The organism is Paraburkholderia sp. SIMBA_054 (genome assembly GCF_046534875.1).
Taxonomy (GTDB): Bacteria; Pseudomonadota; Gammaproteobacteria; order Burkholderiales; family Burkholderiaceae; genus Paraburkholderia; species Paraburkholderia hospita.
Map to the genome: position 1 here is coordinate 405,586 of NZ_JAWRXV010000001.1, position 17,321 is coordinate 422,906.

The 17,321-nt window shown below is 60.6% G+C and carries 16 protein-coding genes; 7 read left to right on the plus strand and 9 right to left on the minus strand.

Going from position 1 to position 17,321, the window contains the following annotated elements; genetic code table 11:
• Positions 1-283 precede the first annotated feature (283 nt).
• Complete coding sequence (locus SB822_RS02390; protein WP_410854020.1) at positions 284-1,159, plus strand: TraB/GumN family protein; 876 nt, start codon at positions 284-286, stop codon at positions 1,157-1,159.
• 551 nt (positions 1,160-1,710) lie between these two features.
• Here the strand turns inward: SB822_RS02390 and SB822_RS02395 are convergent.
• Complete coding sequence (locus SB822_RS02395; RefSeq protein WP_410854021.1) at positions 1,711-2,568, minus strand: PA4780 family RIO1-like protein kinase; 858 nt, start codon at positions 2,566-2,568, stop codon at positions 1,711-1,713.
• 474 nt (positions 2,569-3,042) lie between these two features.
• On the opposite strand from SB822_RS02395, the gene SB822_RS02400 reads away from it, so the two are divergent.
• The 3 genes from SB822_RS02400 (at position 3,043) to SB822_RS02410 (ending at position 5,920) form a co-directional block, all read left to right on the plus strand.
• Positions 3,043-5,055, plus strand: coding sequence for a hypothetical protein (locus SB822_RS02400; RefSeq protein WP_410854022.1), 2,013 nt, complete (start codon positions 3,043-3,045; stop codon positions 5,053-5,055).
• 112 nt (positions 5,056-5,167) lie between these two features.
• Complete coding sequence (locus SB822_RS02405) at positions 5,168-5,542, plus strand: hypothetical protein (RefSeq protein WP_410854023.1); 375 nt, start codon at positions 5,168-5,170, stop codon at positions 5,540-5,542.
• Between the two features lie 42 nt (positions 5,543-5,584).
• Positions 5,585-5,920: a hypothetical protein gene (locus tag SB822_RS02410; RefSeq protein ID WP_410854024.1), complete on the plus strand. Its 336-nt coding sequence runs from the start codon at positions 5,585-5,587 to the stop codon at positions 5,918-5,920.
• A gap of 91 nt (positions 5,921-6,011) precedes the next feature.
• Here SB822_RS02410 and SB822_RS02415 read toward each other — a convergent pair whose 3' ends face one another.
• Positions 6,012-6,296, minus strand: a complete 285-nt coding sequence (locus SB822_RS02415; RefSeq protein WP_410854025.1) for a hypothetical protein — start codon at positions 6,294-6,296, stop codon at positions 6,012-6,014.
• A gap of 219 nt (positions 6,297-6,515) precedes the next feature.
• Here SB822_RS02415 and SB822_RS02420 point away from each other — a divergent pair, with 219 nt between their 5' ends.
• On the plus strand, positions 6,516-7,022 hold the full coding sequence (locus SB822_RS02420; protein ID WP_410854026.1) for a hypothetical protein: 507 nt from the start codon (positions 6,516-6,518) through the stop codon (positions 7,020-7,022).
• Between the two features lie 192 nt (positions 7,023-7,214).
• Here SB822_RS02420 and SB822_RS02425 read toward each other — a convergent pair whose 3' ends face one another.
• The 4 genes from SB822_RS02425 to SB822_RS02440 all read right to left on the minus strand — a co-directional run bounded on the left by SB822_RS02425 (position 7,215) and on the right by SB822_RS02440 (position 9,916).
• A complete protein-coding gene (locus SB822_RS02425) occupies positions 7,215-7,562 on the minus strand; it encodes a hypothetical protein (protein WP_410854027.1) in 348 nt (115 codons plus the stop codon).
• A 21-nt stretch (positions 7,563-7,583) separates the two neighbouring features.
• Complete coding sequence (locus SB822_RS02430; protein ID WP_410854028.1) at positions 7,584-7,940, minus strand: hypothetical protein; 357 nt, start codon at positions 7,938-7,940, stop codon at positions 7,584-7,586.
• A gap of 230 nt (positions 7,941-8,170) precedes the next feature.
• The gene (locus tag SB822_RS02435) at positions 8,171-8,761 is read right to left on the minus strand and encodes a hypothetical protein (RefSeq protein WP_410854029.1); all 591 of its coding nucleotides are present in this window, start codon (positions 8,759-8,761) and stop codon (positions 8,171-8,173) included.
• Positions 8,762-9,166: 405 nt separating this feature from the next.
• On the minus strand, positions 9,167-9,916 hold the full coding sequence (locus tag SB822_RS02440) for a hypothetical protein (protein WP_410854030.1): 750 nt from the start codon (positions 9,914-9,916) through the stop codon (positions 9,167-9,169).
• Positions 9,917-10,191: 275 nt separating this feature from the next.
• Here SB822_RS02440 and SB822_RS02445 point away from each other — a divergent pair, with 275 nt between their 5' ends.
• Together SB822_RS02445 and SB822_RS02450 are read left to right on the plus strand one after the other, a co-directional pair.
• Positions 10,192-11,130 carry a DUF4189 domain-containing protein gene (locus tag SB822_RS02445; RefSeq protein WP_410854031.1) on the plus strand — a complete coding sequence of 313 codons (939 nt, stop codon included), beginning with the start codon at positions 10,192-10,194 and terminating at the stop codon, positions 11,128-11,130.
• A gap of 327 nt (positions 11,131-11,457) precedes the next feature.
• The gene (locus tag SB822_RS02450) at positions 11,458-12,210 is read left to right on the plus strand and encodes a DUF4189 domain-containing protein (RefSeq protein ID WP_410854032.1); all 753 of its coding nucleotides are present in this window, start codon (positions 11,458-11,460) and stop codon (positions 12,208-12,210) included.
• Positions 12,211-13,214: 1,004 nt separating this feature from the next.
• On the opposite strand, the gene SB822_RS02455 is transcribed toward SB822_RS02450, so the two are convergent.
• From SB822_RS02455 to SB822_RS02465, 3 genes are all read right to left on the minus strand, one after another.
• The gene (locus SB822_RS02455) at positions 13,215-14,426 is read right to left on the minus strand and encodes a DUF1173 family protein (protein ID WP_410854033.1); all 1,212 of its coding nucleotides are present in this window, start codon (positions 14,424-14,426) and stop codon (positions 13,215-13,217) included.
• Between the two features lie 118 nt (positions 14,427-14,544).
• On the minus strand, positions 14,545-15,207 hold the full coding sequence (locus SB822_RS02460) for a hypothetical protein (protein ID WP_410854034.1): 663 nt from the start codon (positions 15,205-15,207) through the stop codon (positions 14,545-14,547).
• A gap of 593 nt (positions 15,208-15,800) precedes the next feature.
• Entirely contained in the window at positions 15,801-17,195 is a 1,395-nt protein-coding gene (locus SB822_RS02465) for an integrase domain-containing protein (RefSeq protein WP_410854035.1), read from the minus strand.
• Between the last annotated feature and the right edge of the window lie 126 nt (positions 17,196-17,321).

A 17,321-nucleotide genomic window follows, 5' to 3' on the forward strand; every position in this document is an offset into this window, starting at 1 on the left:
CCGGGCGCCGGCCTCCCGACATGCCAAGGACGCGGTTGCTCGTCTTTGCCGCATCCTCGCTTAGACCGAAAACCCACCGAAATTTTGCCATTTGTCATGAGTTCTGGAACGATCAGGGCTACACCTGGAAAAAGGACTGACACCCGACTGGTCCGCGTTTTAACAGTCGGAGCTGGCGATTGCATGAGAACGACCGATCACCAGGGGAAAACGGATTCAAACAACAACGACCCGGCCGCGCCCGCGTGGCAACGAACCTGAACCAACAGAAGGGAAACACGAAGTGAAGATCAAGACCTGGATTACGCGGTTCGCCGCAGTGCTGTCCGTGCTGGCTGCGCCTGTAGCTCAAGCCGCGACGAACGCTGGTGTGCCCGCGCTGCGGGTCACAGCACCGGACGGCGAGTCGAGCATCCTCATCGGGTCTGCTCACGTGAGCGCCAAGGGAATGCTCCAGCCTGATGCTTCGATATTCACTGGCGCGCGGCGCTACGTGACCGAGCACCTGGGCTTGCCCCAGCCCGGCGACCAGGGGGCGGGCGGCGCGCTCGCTCCGTGGGCTGCGAATCTTACACAGGAAGAAGTCGCCACGTATCTCGAACGTGCAAGCTGCGCGGGATACACGACGGACGACGCGCTATCCCTGCTACGGCGACCGTCCGCACAGTTCGCGAACCAGATCGCCTATACGACGTGCGAACGGGTTGCGGGGGTGCCCGACCGTGACACTGTCATCTGGTCTTTTAAGCCTGCGAGCGTGCCTGAAGGCTTTCTGGAGGACGACGCCGCTGTCGAGGCAACCCGACGTAGCGTGCCTCCCCACCTGACCGACCTCTCGTTCAAGTGGGCGCTCGCGCACGATCCACGAAAGGTGATGGCTGATATCGGCGACGCGGTCAACCGCGGGGACTATGACACCATACGCACGATATTTGTCGAGTCGCTTGGGGATCCCCGAAATGCCGAGGCATTCAGCAAGATAATGGTCGACGGCCGCAACGCGGCGTGGATGCCCCGTCTGAAGCAGTTCCTGGACGAAGGACATGCCGTGATTGTTGTCGGCGCCATGCACCTGCCCGGCGAGAACGGACTGATCCAGAAGCTCAGGGACGACGGATACAGAGTGGACGCAGTCACCCTCCCCGCTCTTCCGGAGTGACGCCGCTGCCGGCGACGCTCTCATTTGACGAAGGCGTGCGGAGGCAACAGCAAGGGTCCTTCGCACTTGCGCGCCGCCTAAGGCGCCGCGGTTAGGCAACCCCACACACGACAACGGCGCCCGGGAGCGCCGTTGGTCGTTCTTGCCGCTCGAGTTCTGTCGAATATCAGTTGCGGCTTTAGTAAACCTTGTCCTGCGCCTCCGAGCAGCCTTGGGGAGCTGCGTCAACGACCCGGAATGCGGCCCGCATGTGAATACTCATGCTCACGCGTCTTCTAGACGTTTGAACAACTCTTTGTGCTGAGCATGGATCGCGGCAAGTCGCGACCTGTCGTCATCCTCCCGATATGCCTTCGTTCCGGCTGCAGCCGTGCAGGCCGCACGACACCGTGCCTGTCGACTCTGAACAAGTTTGATCCGTACACGCTGCTTCATGACTTTTGCGAGATGGCGGGGCTCTTCCGGTCGATTGTCAGCCATTTTGCGGCCCGGCGTCGAATGACTGTTCCAGACCAGGCGGCGACATCCGCGAGATAGCACGTCGCGCAGGGTTACCTGCCAGCGCCCACTTCCTGGCGTCCTCGTACGCGCGCATCCTCCTCAAGACGTGTCTCTTCAAGTTCCAGCAGCACGCCATCGAGGTCTACGGGTCGCGTGTCCAGTTCGACGCGCCCTGTAAGTTTGGCGTCGACATGCAGTTGCCCTGCTTCGAAGAGCGCCCAGATTTCCGTGCCATAACTTGTGCCGAGTAACTGCGGTGCAAACCGTCCAAAGTACGCGGCCAGGTTGTCGACGTCTCGCGTGAGCATCGAGGCGGCTTCGTTGTTTCCAGCAGCGTCGACGGCCTGTGGCAGATCAATGATCACCGGCCCATCCGCAGCCAGCAGGATGTTGTATTCCGACAGGTCGCCGTGAATCACCCCTGCACAGAGCATACGGACAACCTGGTTCAGCAGCAGCGCGTGCAGTTCGAGGGCGCGGGCCTCCGTCAGATCGACATCGTTAAGCCGTGGTGCGACTTCACCCGCCTCGTCGATCACCAGTTCCATCAGCAATACGCCGTCGGTACAGATATACGGTTTCGGCACGCGGACACCCGCGTTGGCGAGCCGGAAAAGCGCGTCGACTTCAGCGTTCTGCCATGCCGCTTCCTGCATCTCACGGCCGTAGCGCGTACCTTTTTCCATCGCGCGAGCCTGCCGGCTGTTCTTGACCTTGCGACCGTCCCGGTACGACGCAGCTTGCCGGAAACTGCGATGCTTCACGTCCTTATAGACCTTGGCGCAACGCGTCGATTCGCCACTGCGCACGACGTAGACTGTTGCTTCCTTGCCGCTCATCAACTGGCCGATGACTTCGTCGATAAGCCCTTCTTCGAGAAGTGGTGCCAGTCGTTTGGGGATTTTCATATGATCGTCGGGCGTGAACGGCGTGAAGGGGTATAGGCGACCGGCAAACCGACGGTTCGGACAACGGGTACCGGCGCTCGCAAGCTTGCTGCGTCAGCGATGAAGCGATTCATGCCGGATTATAAAGGTGGCCGGGGACGAGCCGACACATATGTCCTCGCGACCGGGTAGTGATGATCACCGGTCCCACGAACGGTATCCAGCTGCTCCCCGATGCAGCGCTTTGTTGCGCCGACGGGTACTTTGGCCACGTGTACCAACCTCCCCAGCGATCAAATGCGTTGCTGTCTGAATTGTCGGCCGACGCATCCCCGACTCTATCTGGCCATTGAGATCCAGGTGGCCGGCGGCGCGTGGAAGTTGATGTACCAGGCCCAGCTTTCGCGTTTGACTCAGCAAGGCGACATCGCACAATCAACCGTACGAGACACCGCCCTCGCGCGGTGGTTGTTGCCCTGTGCCACGGAGTTGAGAATGGACAAAAGCGTTACCAAGCTTATTCACCCTGAGACTGACCCTGCGGGCACGCCCGAAGTCACGGTCGAGCGGAACGCGCACGAACTCGAGCTCGGGGCCTGGTACTGGGTCAAAGACGTCGCGTCGTGGGATGACGAGGAAAACGGGCGCAAGCGCGGCGAAGCATACGAGTGGTTCGGCTGCGCGATGCAGATCGGCAGCAACTACGTTGAAATCCGCAGCCCCGGCAACTCGTTCACGCGCGTGCACTTCGACAGCTACTGGACGACGCTGCGCCGGGAGACCGATCCCGAAGCCGTCATTGCCGCGCGGGTCGAACACTGGCGCGAGAAGGCGAAACACCTCATTGAGGAGATCCGCAGCGTTTCGCATCGTCTGGGTCTGGCAAAGACTCCCGCGATCGCGGGTGCCTCGACTGCTTCCGGGCAATCGACGGGATCGGCGCTCGTAACCCTGTCGGGCCAGGCCGATCTGAATGCCTACAAGGCTCAATTGACCATCGCGAAGGAACAGACCCTTCCGGCACTTCACGAAGGTCTGAAGAAGGCCAACGAACGACTCTCGGAGTGGGTACAGGCGTCGGTGCTAAGCCTGGAAGCTTCGATCGTGCCGCTGCGCGAGTCGATCGATTCGATCAATGACCGGCTCTTCAGTTTCGGGCTCTACGCTGGACTCACGGAGAGCGCAGTGCAATGCTGCGAAGGCTCGCCGGCAGGCCACGACGAACCGCTGCACGTCATGCAGCGCCGCCTGTATATGGACGAAGAGGCCTTGCTCTCGTATGAGGCGGGCGGCATGGACTTCAGTGGGGTCGCTGAGTTTGATGCCTGGCTGTGCCGCCCGGAGAACCGCGACCGCATACTCCCATTTCCACGGACGCTTGTCGCGATGCGCGTGCGCCGAAACGCAAAGGAGCGCGAGACCCACGGCGACCCGCTCGCCACGTTCATCAGCATCCAGGAATCTCAGGCCGACAAACTGACCTTCCTCTACGTTCGCAATGGCGAGCAGGTCTGGCGTATCTCGTGCGAGATGGACTTCGGGCCGATGATCTTCCCGGACGGCGCGATCTATCGGGCTGGTGAGCCGATGATGGTTCGCATGTTCGCGACCAGCGTCGACAAGCTGATCACGCGGGCTGAGTACGATCAGCATCTCGCTGCGTATCGCGAGCAAAAGGCCCGCTCATCAGCATGGAAGCGCGCCAACCCGGACGAGGATCCATTCAGTAACCCGTACCGGACGGGTGCCAGTGACGATGGGATCTACATAAAAGACTTTGGAACTTTCCGTCCCCGTGAGTGGGAGCCATTTGACCGCAGCAACGTCCATTTCGACGAGGTGATGAAGACCATCGAGGCGCAGATCAAGGAACATAACCGTGTCGCGGTGATCATCCAGGGGCTCTTCGATCGCTCGGAGATCCTCCACCCGCATCCCGTCGTGCAAACGTGGCGTCCCGAGAGTTTCGCGCGTTCCGTCAAGCTCGTGTATGACGCAAGCCACGCGCTCAATCATGGTGAGAAGCCCGATTTCGAAGCCTTTCGCGCGGAGCTCAACCGCTCGCTAGGCGTCGGCAGCGTGGTCGTCGGGCAGGAACACTTCTGGATGGCCCGCGAAGCAGAAAAGGAGAACGCCAGGCGTGACCGGGACGGCCGCACTGGCGCGCCACGGTATCGCTACGACCTCTACGCGCCCGTTGGCGACCCAGGACCGGGGCGTGTCGCGACGATCGAAAACTGGAAGCCGCGCGCGCGGGCGGCTACATTTTCATGGGAGCGAAAATCCGGGCGACGACACGGCACCCCGGTTCATCAAAGACTTTCAGTCCCGGCGACCGCGCTTCTCAACATTTCTGCCTACACACCCGGCGACTTCAAAAGGTTTTTTGCCGACCCGCGTACGCGCGCCGAGTATCTGCAGTGGGCACCGCTCCTTCTAACCGCCGAGGACTGGCACAGCGGCAAACTTCAGACGGGCGAGCCACGGAACATCGGCGGTGTCCGGTAATGAACGCTGTCTGCGGCATACATACCGCCGTATGCCCTGTTCGCCGCGGGGAGGCGCCCTGACAGAGCCGGGCCGTCTTCGGACACGCGCGATCGATTACACTGGCGGCGCGTTGACGAAAGCCACCGCTTCGTGCAGCGCCATTGATGAAATCGAATTGCAATCAGGCCGCCAATCGAGGGCGCCGCATTACCAGGAGTACCTGATGAAAGTTCTGGGCGTCTCGCTCCGCAAGCCCGACCCGCAAAGCGTGTTAGCGATGCTGGTGGCCAATTCCGTGGTCTTCGCGATCCTCATGGCCATCGACCGCGCGATCAACAAGCACATCGATCTGCCGTTCATCGGCCTTGTATTCGCGTTCATGATTTCCTACCGTGTGCTCGAGCTCGTGGGGATCAGCCAGAAGGAAGCGGGCTGGAGAGGTTTTGCGCTTCAGGTGACGGGCACTGCGCTGGTCGTTCTCGGCTGTGTTGCTGCCTTCTACTGACCGCCTGATACAAACGATCGGTGTTTTACCAGGACTACGACCATGAAAGAAGCAGAACGACGCGATGACGGTACTGCCGAGCTAATTCTCCTGCGCAGAATCCTGCCATTCTCGGCGCTCGCATGGGCTGTGGCGGCGGTCATGTACTCGAGCGGACTGGTGCCGTTTGAGGGCGAGCTTGCCGTCGTGGCACTCCGACTTTTGCGCACACTTACGTATGTCGGCGGATTTGGTCTTGCCCTGGCAGTCGCGTGTGTCGCGATCTATCGGCCGCGGCCCATCAAACTCGGGAAGGGTTGGGTATTGATGACCATCGCTGGGGCGGTGGCTTCAGCCGGTTTCGCCGTGACTCTAATCTCCCTCGTTTCGGCCAGGTGAATGAACGTCTTCATTAAGCCCATGTCCGTGCTCGCCGGCACCCGCTTCGTCGATGGTCTGTGTTTCTGCTTAAGCCGCCGACGCGGCTGAATCAGCGCTCGCCCGGCTCGCTGAGTCGGTCGCGAGGATCAAGACGTGGATCGATGCGTGAACCGCACTGCGGCCGCACGCGTTGCGCGCCGCCGCGCTCGATCCGGAGAACCGGCTGCGTCGTTTTCTTGACCAGAAAAGCTTGCCGTCCGATGACCTTGGCATCGAATGCAACCGGATCGGCGTCATCGAGGACGGAAAGGCGCCGGAAGAGCACATCGGGCTGGTCAGGGAAACCTGAGACTGTGAGGCGTGGCTCGCGAAACAGCAGGATGGCACCGCCCATTGAAAAAAATTTTTTCCGGCCGGGCGACAAATCAAATCACGCACAGTAAATACTGTTCGGATCTAACCGACACACCACCGATCTGGCGGTGCGCTCAATGGTGATGATCCGCATGGCGATCCAGCGATGCAAAAAGTCTGTCCGCCACTATTTACTATCCTGGTGTCTGGCCGACTCCTGTATCCGGATCTGATGGAACCTTAACTGTGAAGAAACAAAATGAGTAGCCTAATTCTTTCTACCGATCCCATAACCAACGTCCTCGCGAGCAACCTGGCTCAACGTGTCGAAAACGTTCTGTCCAGGAAGCTGGATGACGACGCAAAAACGGCGCTGACACTCTTTGCGAGCACCCTGCCCGCAGACGCCAAGGTAAGCGACCTGGTCAAGGCGAGCGCCATCGACGCTGCTACCCGCGCCGCCATCACGTCCGACTCTATCGGTTACTTCGAACCCGTCCGGATAGCGCTGCAGACGGCGGGCGCGCGGGCAAACCTTCCACTGTTCGATCTGTTCATGACCGACCAGCAGCATTTCGGCCAGCCGAAAGGGGATCACACGCACTTCGAGACGAAGTGCCCGATCTGCAGCGTCAAGGTCGCGTGGCCCGCGCAGCTGTGGCGCGACGTCAAGGATCGTCCCTACACTTGCAGGAACAAACATGTCTTCGCCGTCGGGACCGGTAGCTTTGTCAATCGCGCTTCGCGATCGCCGACCGGCGAGTAAAGTTTGATCCGGAACGGGAGCACCTGATGCATGTGCCCCGTTCAGGGCGAGTCGCGACTCGACATCGGCCTCACCGGGCGGATTGAACCCGCATTGCTGGATCGACTCCGCTGGATTGGACCCAAACGGTGGGCCGCCTCGTGGTATCGCAATCAGCGGCACCTCCAGCTTGCGCGTGAATCGGCCGTGGGCTCAGCCCGTATGCACCCAGCGCAATCCGAGCGAGGCTGAAGCCACGATTGACAGCCCTGAGATGACAATCAGACCTGACGCAGAGGCGAACCAGTTCGACAGGTCTACGACCACGCCCTCGTTGTGCGCGAGTTGGCCAGCAAGCTCGGGCAAAACCAGAAATCGCACAGCCATCAGGACCAAGGGCGTGCACGTGTTCGCCAGAAACGTCGTGCTGCGCGTCACGGCCGTCATCGTCAATCCGATGCCCACTGCAGCGGTCGCGAGACACAGGTCGATGGGCACGTCACCAAGCTCGTGTGCGATAACCGCGACAAGCAACCAGCCGGGAAAAATTCCGATATTCATGTTGGTGGGCTCCCGTCGTCCTTATTGCGCCGCGCAGTTGCGATCCATCCACCGGCGCAGCGCGCTCTTGCGCACCTCTTTCACGAGCCTGATGATGAGCAGGAGCGTGGCGCCAACGGGAACGGCCCACATCACGACCGCATAAATCAAGTCTTCGTTTCGTTGTGAGATCTCGGCCAGCGGACGCGGATTGAGCAGGTCGGCCTTCAGGCCTTCGTACGCCGTGACAGTGAGCCACGGCACTGCAGTCAGGAAAATGGCCACCAGCAACAGCAGGACAACGACCAGCGCCGAGGCGTAGAGCACGTTCTCACCACGCGAGAACGTCTCGCCACTCGGGTATCGCTTCTCTTCATTCCACCACGCTTTAACACTCATCACTCTCTCCTTTTCTGTGACCCGGTGATGGGGCGCTTCGCCCCGCTATAGGCGTTATCGGTTCTGGGCGGGAAATGTTCAGTGGGCAGGCGACTACAGCACACCACGGGCGCGCGCCGCCGCGAGTGCCCCGCAACATGGCCCACCTGTGATTGGCAGCACAATCCAGAAGCCGCCATTCGAAACGGGCGGCGGCGCACTTTGAGGCACGCGCCGGCCCGCGCGACGGATCAACCTCCGTCATAACCACCGACGTAATGGTGCTCAAAGAACACAACCCCGCCCTGGCTATCGGCGTCACATTCAAGCTCGATGTTTCCGTTGGTGTCGTTGACCCACCATGATTCCGTGAAGGCGTAGACGCCGTTGCCGATCGGGAGGTTGAAGCCTGTGTTCCAGGTCGTCGGAAATCCCTGCCCGGCGGTGTATGCATTGCATGTGGCAACAGGATCGGCGGACGCCGACGGCGGGGGCGGCGGGGGCGGCGGCGCGGCGCAGCCGAGTCCGATCCAGCTCGAGCCATTCCACCATGGCGCGGACGTCTGCGAGTAGCCTGCCGGGCAGGTCGGCGGCGGCGTGTAACTGCAACCGGGCGCTGACCATCGTGATCCCTGCCACACAGAAGCGGTGACGGTCGTCCAGCCCGCACCATTGGCCGAGCAGTCAGGTTGAGGGCTTGCCGTGTGTGTGAGTTGCGTCGCGCACGCCGAATCCTGAAACCCCGGCGAACAGTGGGCAGGCCCACCGGCGCTGGCCCCGCCCCCGAACAGCATGACGCTACAGGCGAGCAGCGTCCGCGCGCTTGCGCTCTTCTTTTTCATCTCTTGTCTCCAAACCACCATCTACCACGTGGGAGCCGCGCGCCCGATTCCGGGTCTGATGCAGCCCACACACGAAGGACAAGCGTTGCGCACCATGCCGGGGTATTGGCGAGGCGTGTCACGCTTGATGCGGATTGGTCAGGGAGACAAAGTCTCATCGCCGATCCGTCATTTGGTTGCGCCGACTACAGTCATCGACCGACGTCGCGCAAAAGCGCATTACAGAGGGCGTGTTACTGCGCGCCGCCCTTCAGAGCATGTTGTAGAACCCGATCAGATTCGTAGTGCCCGGCTCGAACCAGCAGACATCCCGGTTGACGTGTTGAAACCAGAGCATTTCTGACGATGCATTGGCCGCGATCGACGCGCCAACGGGAGCGAGATCCTTCTGGCGCCATGTCACAGTTACTGGGTGACTCCGCGTCGCGGCCCGCTGATGGCGAGCACGGCATAAGCCACCGCGCCAACCAGACGGGCAGCGACGAACAGCACGGCCGCAGCGGTGAATCCCGCTACGCAGATCGTTCTGTCGACCGGCGTCGTGCCCGCGTCCGACAGAAGCATTTGGCACATCCAGCCAACCAGGGCGAAGGTAATGCCGTTTCGCATTGCGCTCGGCACGCTGCCATGAGAGGGCGAGAGCCGGTTGTCCGTCATGAATGTACCGACGCCGATAGCGGCGCCTACCGCGAGGTAGAAGATAACGCTCGACACGAAGAGCGATGCAACGATCGCCAGTGCACATAACGTGACGTCTTCGATGATTCCGGCGGCGCTTATAACGCGCTTTAAGGGGGCATGCCGCTGCATTTCCCGGATTGCGAAGCCTGCCCGCCTGAAGGCGCCCTTCTCGTATGGGGATCTGTACTGAAGGCCCGGATAGGGGTCACCTATCCAGACGTGAGATTCCCCTTCCGCGTGGCCACCCACTCGCGCGATGCGACCGTAGACGGGATGCGCCCACGCGTTATCGCCCGCCTCCAGCCAGCCCGTCCACAGTTCGCCCTGGTAGACCATGGCTTGCTCGACGGTCTCAAACGCGTCAACGATTTCACCAGCGGGATTGGTGACCTGAAACGTCCCATTGGGAAGACACTGGATGACGCCCAGTTCAGCGTGTGTCCACTTGCCGTTCTGCTCTTTGATCCACTGCATTGACCATCTCCGATGACCCGCCCCCTCTTCTTATGTCGAGAGCCGGATTGCGGCGGCGCGCACAGGCTGCCGCACCCTATCAATCTCAAGCTATCAGCCTTCAAAGTCACATCACGCCTGAAAGGTCGCCGCCACAACACTCCATTTGCGTCCCGGAGATCATCCGCGACACTCGATGGCGTATCGGCACTTCAGTCTTCTGACAGCGTGCCGATATGAAATAGGTTCGGGTCCACCGCGACCGGGCAAACAAAACTTCAACTCACATCAGGGCCATGAAAAGAGCACTCTCCTCCCTTATCCTCGCGGGCGCATCCCTGTTTGCATCGTCGAGCACTTTCGCGTTCATGACGCTCGCCGTTGGCGACAACAACACTTCCTTTGTCACGTACAACGCGAGCACACCGGACGAAGCCAGGTCCTCCTCGCTGAAGGGTTGTGCGGAACTGACCACCAACTGCCACATTACCGACGACATCGTCTTCACCGGCACGTCGATGGTGATTGCCAAAGGCATCCAGGGATGGGGTTCCGCTGAAGACGCCAATCCGGACGTTGCTGCCGCGAAGGCAATGAAGCAATGCAAGCAGTACGCGGACGGCGGCTGCGCGATCACCTACGCTGCGTGGGACGAAGGCATCAAATGGGCGGCCTTTGCGTGGAGCAGGAGTGGCGCGCACACGTTTGTGAGTACCGACTCGAATACGCCGGCGGAGGCCGAGGCCACTGCGCTGCAGGGCTGCAAGGAGGCGTCGTCTGCCGATGACTCCTGTGAAGTGTTGTCGGACTTTACGATGTCGGGTCACGCGTTTTTCGCCACTGCGCGCGGCGCAAAGAAAGGCCTCGGCGTGGGTACCGGGCCGAACAGCCAGACTGCGAGAGCCCAAGCGCTGGATGGTTGCCGGAAGCACACCAGCGCGGATGACCCCTGTTCAGTCACAGGCATGGCGGAGAACACGACGAAGGCCGCGCCGCCTTCCATGAAGCGCTATCTGGCGATCGCAGAGAAGAACCGCAACGCCAAGGCCAAGGCAGCCCAGGCCACACCCGTTGCGTCGAGCAACGTCGTGCACTGCACGAACCAGTGCGTGAACGGCGAGTGCGTGCGTACGTTCGACAATGGCCGCAAGGAACGTTGGCAGGCGCCGCGCGTGTTCGATCCCGTCAATCAGAACTGGACGTTCGATATTTCGACGCACGCATGTGGTGTGTGACGGGACGCCAGCGACACACCTGATCTGACACGGTCGCCGTGCAACGCGGCGTACCGTGCTACCGGGCGGCGCGGTAACGCTCGTCGCCCGACTCCCCGAAGATCCCGCCTCCCTTTCCCTCGCCTTCCTTTCGTCGCGACCTGAACCGCACCCCAGACCAGACTGCGTGCCTGCGAAAAGGAAAGTCCAGACGGCTTGCGATCCAACGTAACCCTACCCGCTCCAGGCGTCGGGACTTCAGTCTTCACATCGTCGTGCCGATAAATGTCAGGCCGGGCAGGCGTCAGCGCCGCCGAGACATGATTCCAACCCACATCATCAGGGCCTATGAAACAAATCCTCTCTTCCGTCATCTTTGCCGGCGCATCACTCCTCGCACCCGCACACGCTTTCGCGTACATGGCGATGGCTGCGGGCGATAACGACAGCCTCTTCATCGCGCGTGACGTGGCAACGCCCGAGGACGCACGAAATGCGGCCCTGCAGGGCTGCGCGCAGCACGCCACGAACTGTCACTTCACCTCCGACGCATTCTATGAAGGCACTGCCCTTATCATCGCCAAAGGCAAGGATGGTGGCTGGGCCGCTGGAGTTGACCGTGATCCCGATGCGGCGGCCGCGCAAGCCATGCGCGACTGCAAGACGGTCGCGAAGTCCTGTGCCATCGCGATGGCTGAGTGGGACAACGGTGCTGTGTGGTCCGCGATCGCATCGAATGCGAGCCGCACGCACACTGCGATGCACACGGGCGCGATGACCCGGCGCGACGCTGAAGGCTTTGCTGTGCGCAATTGCCAGTTGGCCTCAGCGCCGAATGATGCCTGTTCGGTGATCGCGGGCTTCACGACCTCCGGGCATGCGTACTATGCGACTGCGCGCGACGGGAAGAATGCGGTTAGCGTGGGTGCCTCGACAGTCAGCCGCGCAGTTGCCGAGGCTGGCGCGCTCGATGAATGTCGCAAAACCGCCAGCCCTGCCGACAGTTGCAAAATCACGGGCTCTGCCGAAAACCCCGGCCCCAAGGCTGCGCCGGCGTCCATGCAGCGCTACGTCGCGTTGGCTGAGAAATTCGGCAAGTAGCCCGCTGACTCGCCCTTCGATCGATCCGTTGTCGCTGGATCTCCGGGTGGCATGCTTCAGTACAACGCCACCCGCCACACCACAGAGGATTCCGGTGGGCATTTCTGACTCACGGGGAAAGGTTGGCCGTCCGCGCGGGGCCAACGGCGATAACTCCCAGCTCGACGCCGGACGCGCCGGGGAATTGCGTCATGCGTCGATCTCCGCTTCATTGCTGACGCCGACGCCCGATCTCCTCTTGCGCGAATTATCGTCGCGAACTCTTCCGCGGGCTTGCCTGACCATCGATGCCCGCACCGCGGCTGAGGCAACCGCCGGCTGCTCCCGAACAGGACCTGAGCGCGCGCCGCCTCTTCACTATCCAAACCAAAATCGTTCACCTATCGTTGGGCTTGAGATCCTGCGCGCCCTTCACGGTCAACTGGACACCACATCCGTCGCCAGGTGCTGGACCGTACTCATACCCTTCGCCGTCGCTCTTGCTGTATATGCCGCCCACCGGCATCGGTAACCAGAAGAACGACCATGTGATTTACCACAGGCCGAACGGCTGCTGAATCTTCGCGTCGACGAGCGTGCAGTGCCCCGAACGCGCTCGAACCATTATTGAAAGGTCGTCGCCCCTCTACACTTCTGCCGCATCCGCGCCCCTTGGCCTTGCACCTCATCGACTACCCTGCAATCAGCTCGCGGAGCATTCCCGGGAAAACCAGCTCGTCCCACAGTGGGACAAACTGGAGGTATCAGACGATTGATTTGTAAAGGAAAAGTAGAGAGCAATTCACGCCAGATAGCGTTTTCGTGGCGTGAATTAACCGCAACACCGGAGGCACCAGCCGGGCTGGCGGGCCCACATTTCGCCCTGCTAGCCGGGCCATCTGCGATTGGCGCGTTGAGGGCCGCGTGGCGGCGCGCATGAGTGAATTCTTCCGGGACGCCGCGCCCCCGAAAGAAATATTCCACTCAAACCTGGCTGTCCTCAATGGTTGAACTACCCCGTCTGCTTATTTTTTAGCCACACCCGAGGTCACGCGCAAATCAGGCATCGGCTGGCGTGTATCCCACGCGATAACGGGAACCTTGTTCGCCCGGTAGATCGCGTCCTTCTCCTTCTTCCGTCGGACATAGCTGGGCATATTCATCATGCCCAGCACCTCAACCACCGTCTGGGGCACCGTGTCCAGCAGCTTGAAATCAGGGAAGGTCGATTCGATCGTGTCGTATCTCAACGGCTTGACGAATGACCGGCCCGCGTCCGTCAGCGCGTTCGCCATCTGGACCTCGTACGATGACTCGCACGGTATGTAGTTCTTTGTGGTGAGCATGAGAGCCATGTCTACCACCTGCAAGTACCCCTTTGCCGTGACATCGACGAGCATCAGGACCACAGTGCGGGTATCGGGGTTGTCGCGCGCCGCCACGACCGCGCGAGCCGATGTCTCAAGCGCCTCAATGAGTTGCTTGCTCGCGAAATAGGACGTTCGCTGGTGCCGCAGTTCGATACGATATCCGTACTCGGTCGCCTGGTAGCCCTTCAGTTCTCCGAGCACATAGCCGCGGTGCCGAAATTCGCCCTTAGGTCCGAGGCGCGCGCGGAACGTCGAAAACTCCTGTTCGATCTGGTCTTTGCGCGCCGGCTCCCACGCGTGAACGACGTACATGCACTCGCGCGTTGAAACACCATTGATGCGACGGTCTATGTTGAGTAGACCCCAACGGCAGCGCGACCAGTTGCGCGACCATCCCCGCCCCCAACGATTGAGCGATGCCGCCTCCCATAGCTCATGAAGCAGGCCGAGCATTCCGACTGAGCGGCGTCGGTGACCGGGGCCGTTCTCGGATGTGCCGCGCGGCAAGCTCGGCGCTCGATCGGCCGAACGGAGTTTGAGCGGAGCCTCGACCTTGATATCGGCCGATCCGTCGTCGCGGTCAATGATGGCCGCCGATGCGTAATCACCCCGCCCGGAAGATTGCGGAGATTGCTTGTGGAAGAAGCACGAAGCCTGATCGTGCGATTCGCCCTCGTTCGGCCATCCGGCAAGGTGGAAAAGTCCATCGCGAAGCCGGATCTGAAGGCGAAGCCGCGGCGTGGAGCACAGGCATTCGGCGAAACCAGCCTCAGCTCTCGCGCGCTCAAACCAGTGCGCGTGTCGGGCTGGCTCTGCCTGGAGGTCTTCAAGGGAAAAGCGTCGCCCTCCCATATAGACGTTGGTCATCTAAGCCCCGTCGGTCAATGAAGTTTCGAAGAGCGGAACCTGAGGGCTCTGCTCCTATCAAGACTTCATTGTTGAACCCGCCGCGGATATGGGAAGACCGAAAGACCGCCTTAAATCACTAACTTATGTTTCGACGGGCCAGCGTTGAGGCATCATCGGCCCCGCTGTTGTCACTGCCATGCTCGCCTGTACCATCGGCCTGCTCGATATGTTGCGCAAGCAGCTTTCGCCTGACACGGACCCATCCCAACTGGGCAGACGCCTCTTCCTTATCGAGGCCGAGAAACTCCATCACCTCAGACACGGTCGCATCAGGATCGCTGTCGAGGAGGCGACACACAAGGTCAGACTTCCGCTGTCGTTCGATCTGGGCGGGAGACGGACCTTTTGCAGCCTTGGACTCTTTCGCACACGCAAGCAACTCTTCCGCCGAGAGTCCCCCTGCAACGAAATCCCGCGGGTAGTAAATCTCAGCCATCTGAACAGGGAAATGCGTCCAGAGCCAGAGAAGAACATGTAGGCCTGCGGTATCAAACTCTTCTTCGACCACGGCTGCTAACGCCGGCAGGAATAGCATCTCCATGTGCCCACGTTGCGTCGGCTTTTTAATAATAGCTTTATCGTCCCGGTCTAGATCCAGCAATTCGACGAGAGGCTTTAACTGTTCCCCAAATTCGAGGCCTACCATCCGCGCGGCGTCTTCCAGGGAAATCAGGACGATCTCCTCCCGCTCAGCGCAATAGACCTCTATCTGCCCGAAATATATACGGCGCACGGACATATTTTTCTCTTCGCTTCAAGTGGCCCAGTAGTACAAAGGCCCGTGGTTGGTCACTGTCTCTATTTTTTTTCTTCCAACGGGATGCAAAAGCAATAATAGCGCCATTCACCTCAAAAACCCCCCTCGCGCCCTATCACTTTTGTATTTTCTCCCCTTTTGAGGGCGAGTGAAAGTGTTTTGACAGCTTCCCCACACCTTGAAACGTTTGGCGCGCCGAGCTTACCGTTGTTCGCGCGCGACAGTCTGCCTGTTGTCTGACCCTTTTCATCTTTCAGAGCCACAGTCCGCTGCCGTTCTTCCGGTCTGGCGCTCAGCGTGGCTTTACCCGGACGAGCAGCCCACCGGACTCTAGCGGGCCGGATATTGACGGGTGCCATTCTGATCGATTATTGGTTAATCAAACGTGACGGCCGTCACCAGGATTTATCAAAAGTGGCCCACACGTGCCGTCTGTTTGATGCGTGGTACCCGCTACAGCACCGGGGCGACCGCTACTGCCCGTTGCAGCGGCGCGACGCCAAAGCGCGCCGCACGTGGCAAACCGCCCCTGCCTGGTCGTTCCGAGGCAGGGACTTCTCACCGCGGGCCGCCCGTCATTGCCCCGTTTTGACACGCCCCTTTGTAGTTTTGACGTCCGTCAGCGGGAGTCGAAGCTGGCGCTCGTCGATAGGCTTACCGGAAACCGTTTTCGTGCCGACAGATTTTTTCGCGTCACGCTTCGGGGATGGGGCCACTGTCACTACCGGCTCGCTCGACTCAGTCGGTCGTGCGCGGCCCTTCGGCGCATCGTGGTAGTAGGTGTTGACGAATCCGAGCGGACTATTCATGACCGGGCCGCTGAGGGGTGACACCACCTCGGTCGATTTTTCCGTATTAACCACCTCGACAGGTACCAAGTCGGCCGCTTCGCCGTCAGCGCCCTCACGATCTTCCGCGGGGATATCGTCCTCCTTGAAGGGGCCGTAATAGGCCATCGTCTTGCGAGGCGCGCTATGCCCAAGGCGTTCGCTAACGCGCACCTGCTTGTTCTTGAGCTCCTCAGGGCTCATCTGGTTGGCTTTCCCGCCCAGCGTTCCAGGTACGAAGCCTTCCAGCAGCGCACAGTTTTCGGCGTACTCAGCGCGCAGTCCGTGGCCGGTTACGACCGAGCCGTGTGCCTTGGTCATCCCCAGTTCGTGCATGCAGGCCTCGTACTCCTTGATATTGCTCGCCAGGGTAGCGTCCTTGCCGCGACGCGTCTTACGCCATCCGAGTGAGTTGCGTTTCGCAGTATGTGCTTTCACGTAATCCAGCACGCGAACCTGAAATTCAAACTCAATCGGGATCAAACGCTGACGACCGCCCTTCGTACCATCGCGCGTGTAGAGAATGAACGCCGCGTGTCCCAGGTCGCGCTGGTCAGAAACCCATGGGCGAACGCACAACGCCTCCTTCTTGCGCAAACCGAACGCAAGCTGCATTGAGAGAAGCATCCCCATCGTGTGATCCTTCTCGAACGCTTCCTGCAGCTTTGCCTCCAGGTCGACGCCGTTGGCGCTCCAGGATTTGGCCGACTTCGCCACTGTGCTCACCTTCAGGCTCTCACGATCGACCCCCGGCAGGTAGTACTCAAGCGGCTTCACAAGATTCGGCTTACCGAGCCAGCCGCAGAACTTGCGCAGCATCGACAGATCGTTGCGCATCGTCGACGCCGCTTTCCCTTCCTCGTACCAGAAGCGCGCGAGAGCTGTGATGTGCTTCTCACCGAGGTTATACGGATTCATGATGCGCATACCCAGCTTCTCGTGCCACGTGTTGAACGCGTGGAAGATGACACGCGCATTCAGTTCCTGCGTGCGATTCGAGGCGACCTTCCCGTTCACGCGCTTTTTCACGTTCGCGGAGATCACCTCCTGCACCAACGTACGCCACCCCGCCGGCTTTTCGACCGCAGTAGTGGTCGGGCCTTTGAACTCTTCCGCGTCAGAACGGATATCAAAACTAGCCATTTCCCTTCTCCCATAATGTGGAATGCCGCCACCATGCTTTGGTGTTGAGACGGCATGCGATGGCTTGCGCCACCTATGCGGTCGGTCACTGTCGGAGCCCTTAGCCGATCTCGCCATCGGTCAGAG

Coding starts and splice junctions, on each gene's coding strand:
- SB822_RS02395 (WP_410854021.1), bottom strand. CDS start 2,568: ATGAAAATCCCCAAACGACTGGCACCACTTCTCGAAGAAGGGCTTATC.
- SB822_RS02400 (WP_410854022.1), top strand. CDS start 3,043: ATGGACAAAAGCGTTACCAAGCTTATTCACCCTGAGACTGACCCTGCG.
- SB822_RS02410 (WP_410854024.1), top strand. CDS start 5,585: ATGAAAGAAGCAGAACGACGCGATGACGGTACTGCCGAGCTAATTCTC.
- SB822_RS02415 (WP_410854025.1), bottom strand. CDS start 6,296: ATGGGCGGTGCCATCCTGCTGTTTCGCGAGCCACGCCTCACAGTCTCA.
- SB822_RS02420 (WP_410854026.1), top strand. CDS start 6,516: ATGAGTAGCCTAATTCTTTCTACCGATCCCATAACCAACGTCCTCGCG.
- SB822_RS02425 (WP_410854027.1), bottom strand. CDS start 7,562: ATGAATATCGGAATTTTTCCCGGCTGGTTGCTTGTCGCGGTTATCGCA.
- SB822_RS02430 (WP_410854028.1), bottom strand. CDS start 7,940: ATGAGTGTTAAAGCGTGGTGGAATGAAGAGAAGCGATACCCGAGTGGC.
- SB822_RS02435 (WP_410854029.1), bottom strand. CDS start 8,761: ATGAAAAAGAAGAGCGCAAGCGCGCGGACGCTGCTCGCCTGTAGCGTC.
- SB822_RS02440 (WP_410854030.1), bottom strand. CDS start 9,916: ATGCAGTGGATCAAAGAGCAGAACGGCAAGTGGACACACGCTGAACTG.
- SB822_RS02445 (WP_410854031.1), top strand. CDS start 10,192: ATGAAAAGAGCACTCTCCTCCCTTATCCTCGCGGGCGCATCCCTGTTT.
- SB822_RS02450 (WP_410854032.1), top strand. CDS start 11,458: ATGAAACAAATCCTCTCTTCCGTCATCTTTGCCGGCGCATCACTCCTC.
- SB822_RS02455 (WP_410854033.1), bottom strand. CDS start 14,426: ATGACCAACGTCTATATGGGAGGGCGACGCTTTTCCCTTGAAGACCTC.
- SB822_RS02460 (WP_410854034.1), bottom strand. CDS start 15,207: ATGTCCGTGCGCCGTATATATTTCGGGCAGATAGAGGTCTATTGCGCT.
- SB822_RS02465 (WP_410854035.1), bottom strand. CDS start 17,195: ATGGCTAGTTTTGATATCCGTTCTGACGCGGAAGAGTTCAAAGGCCCG.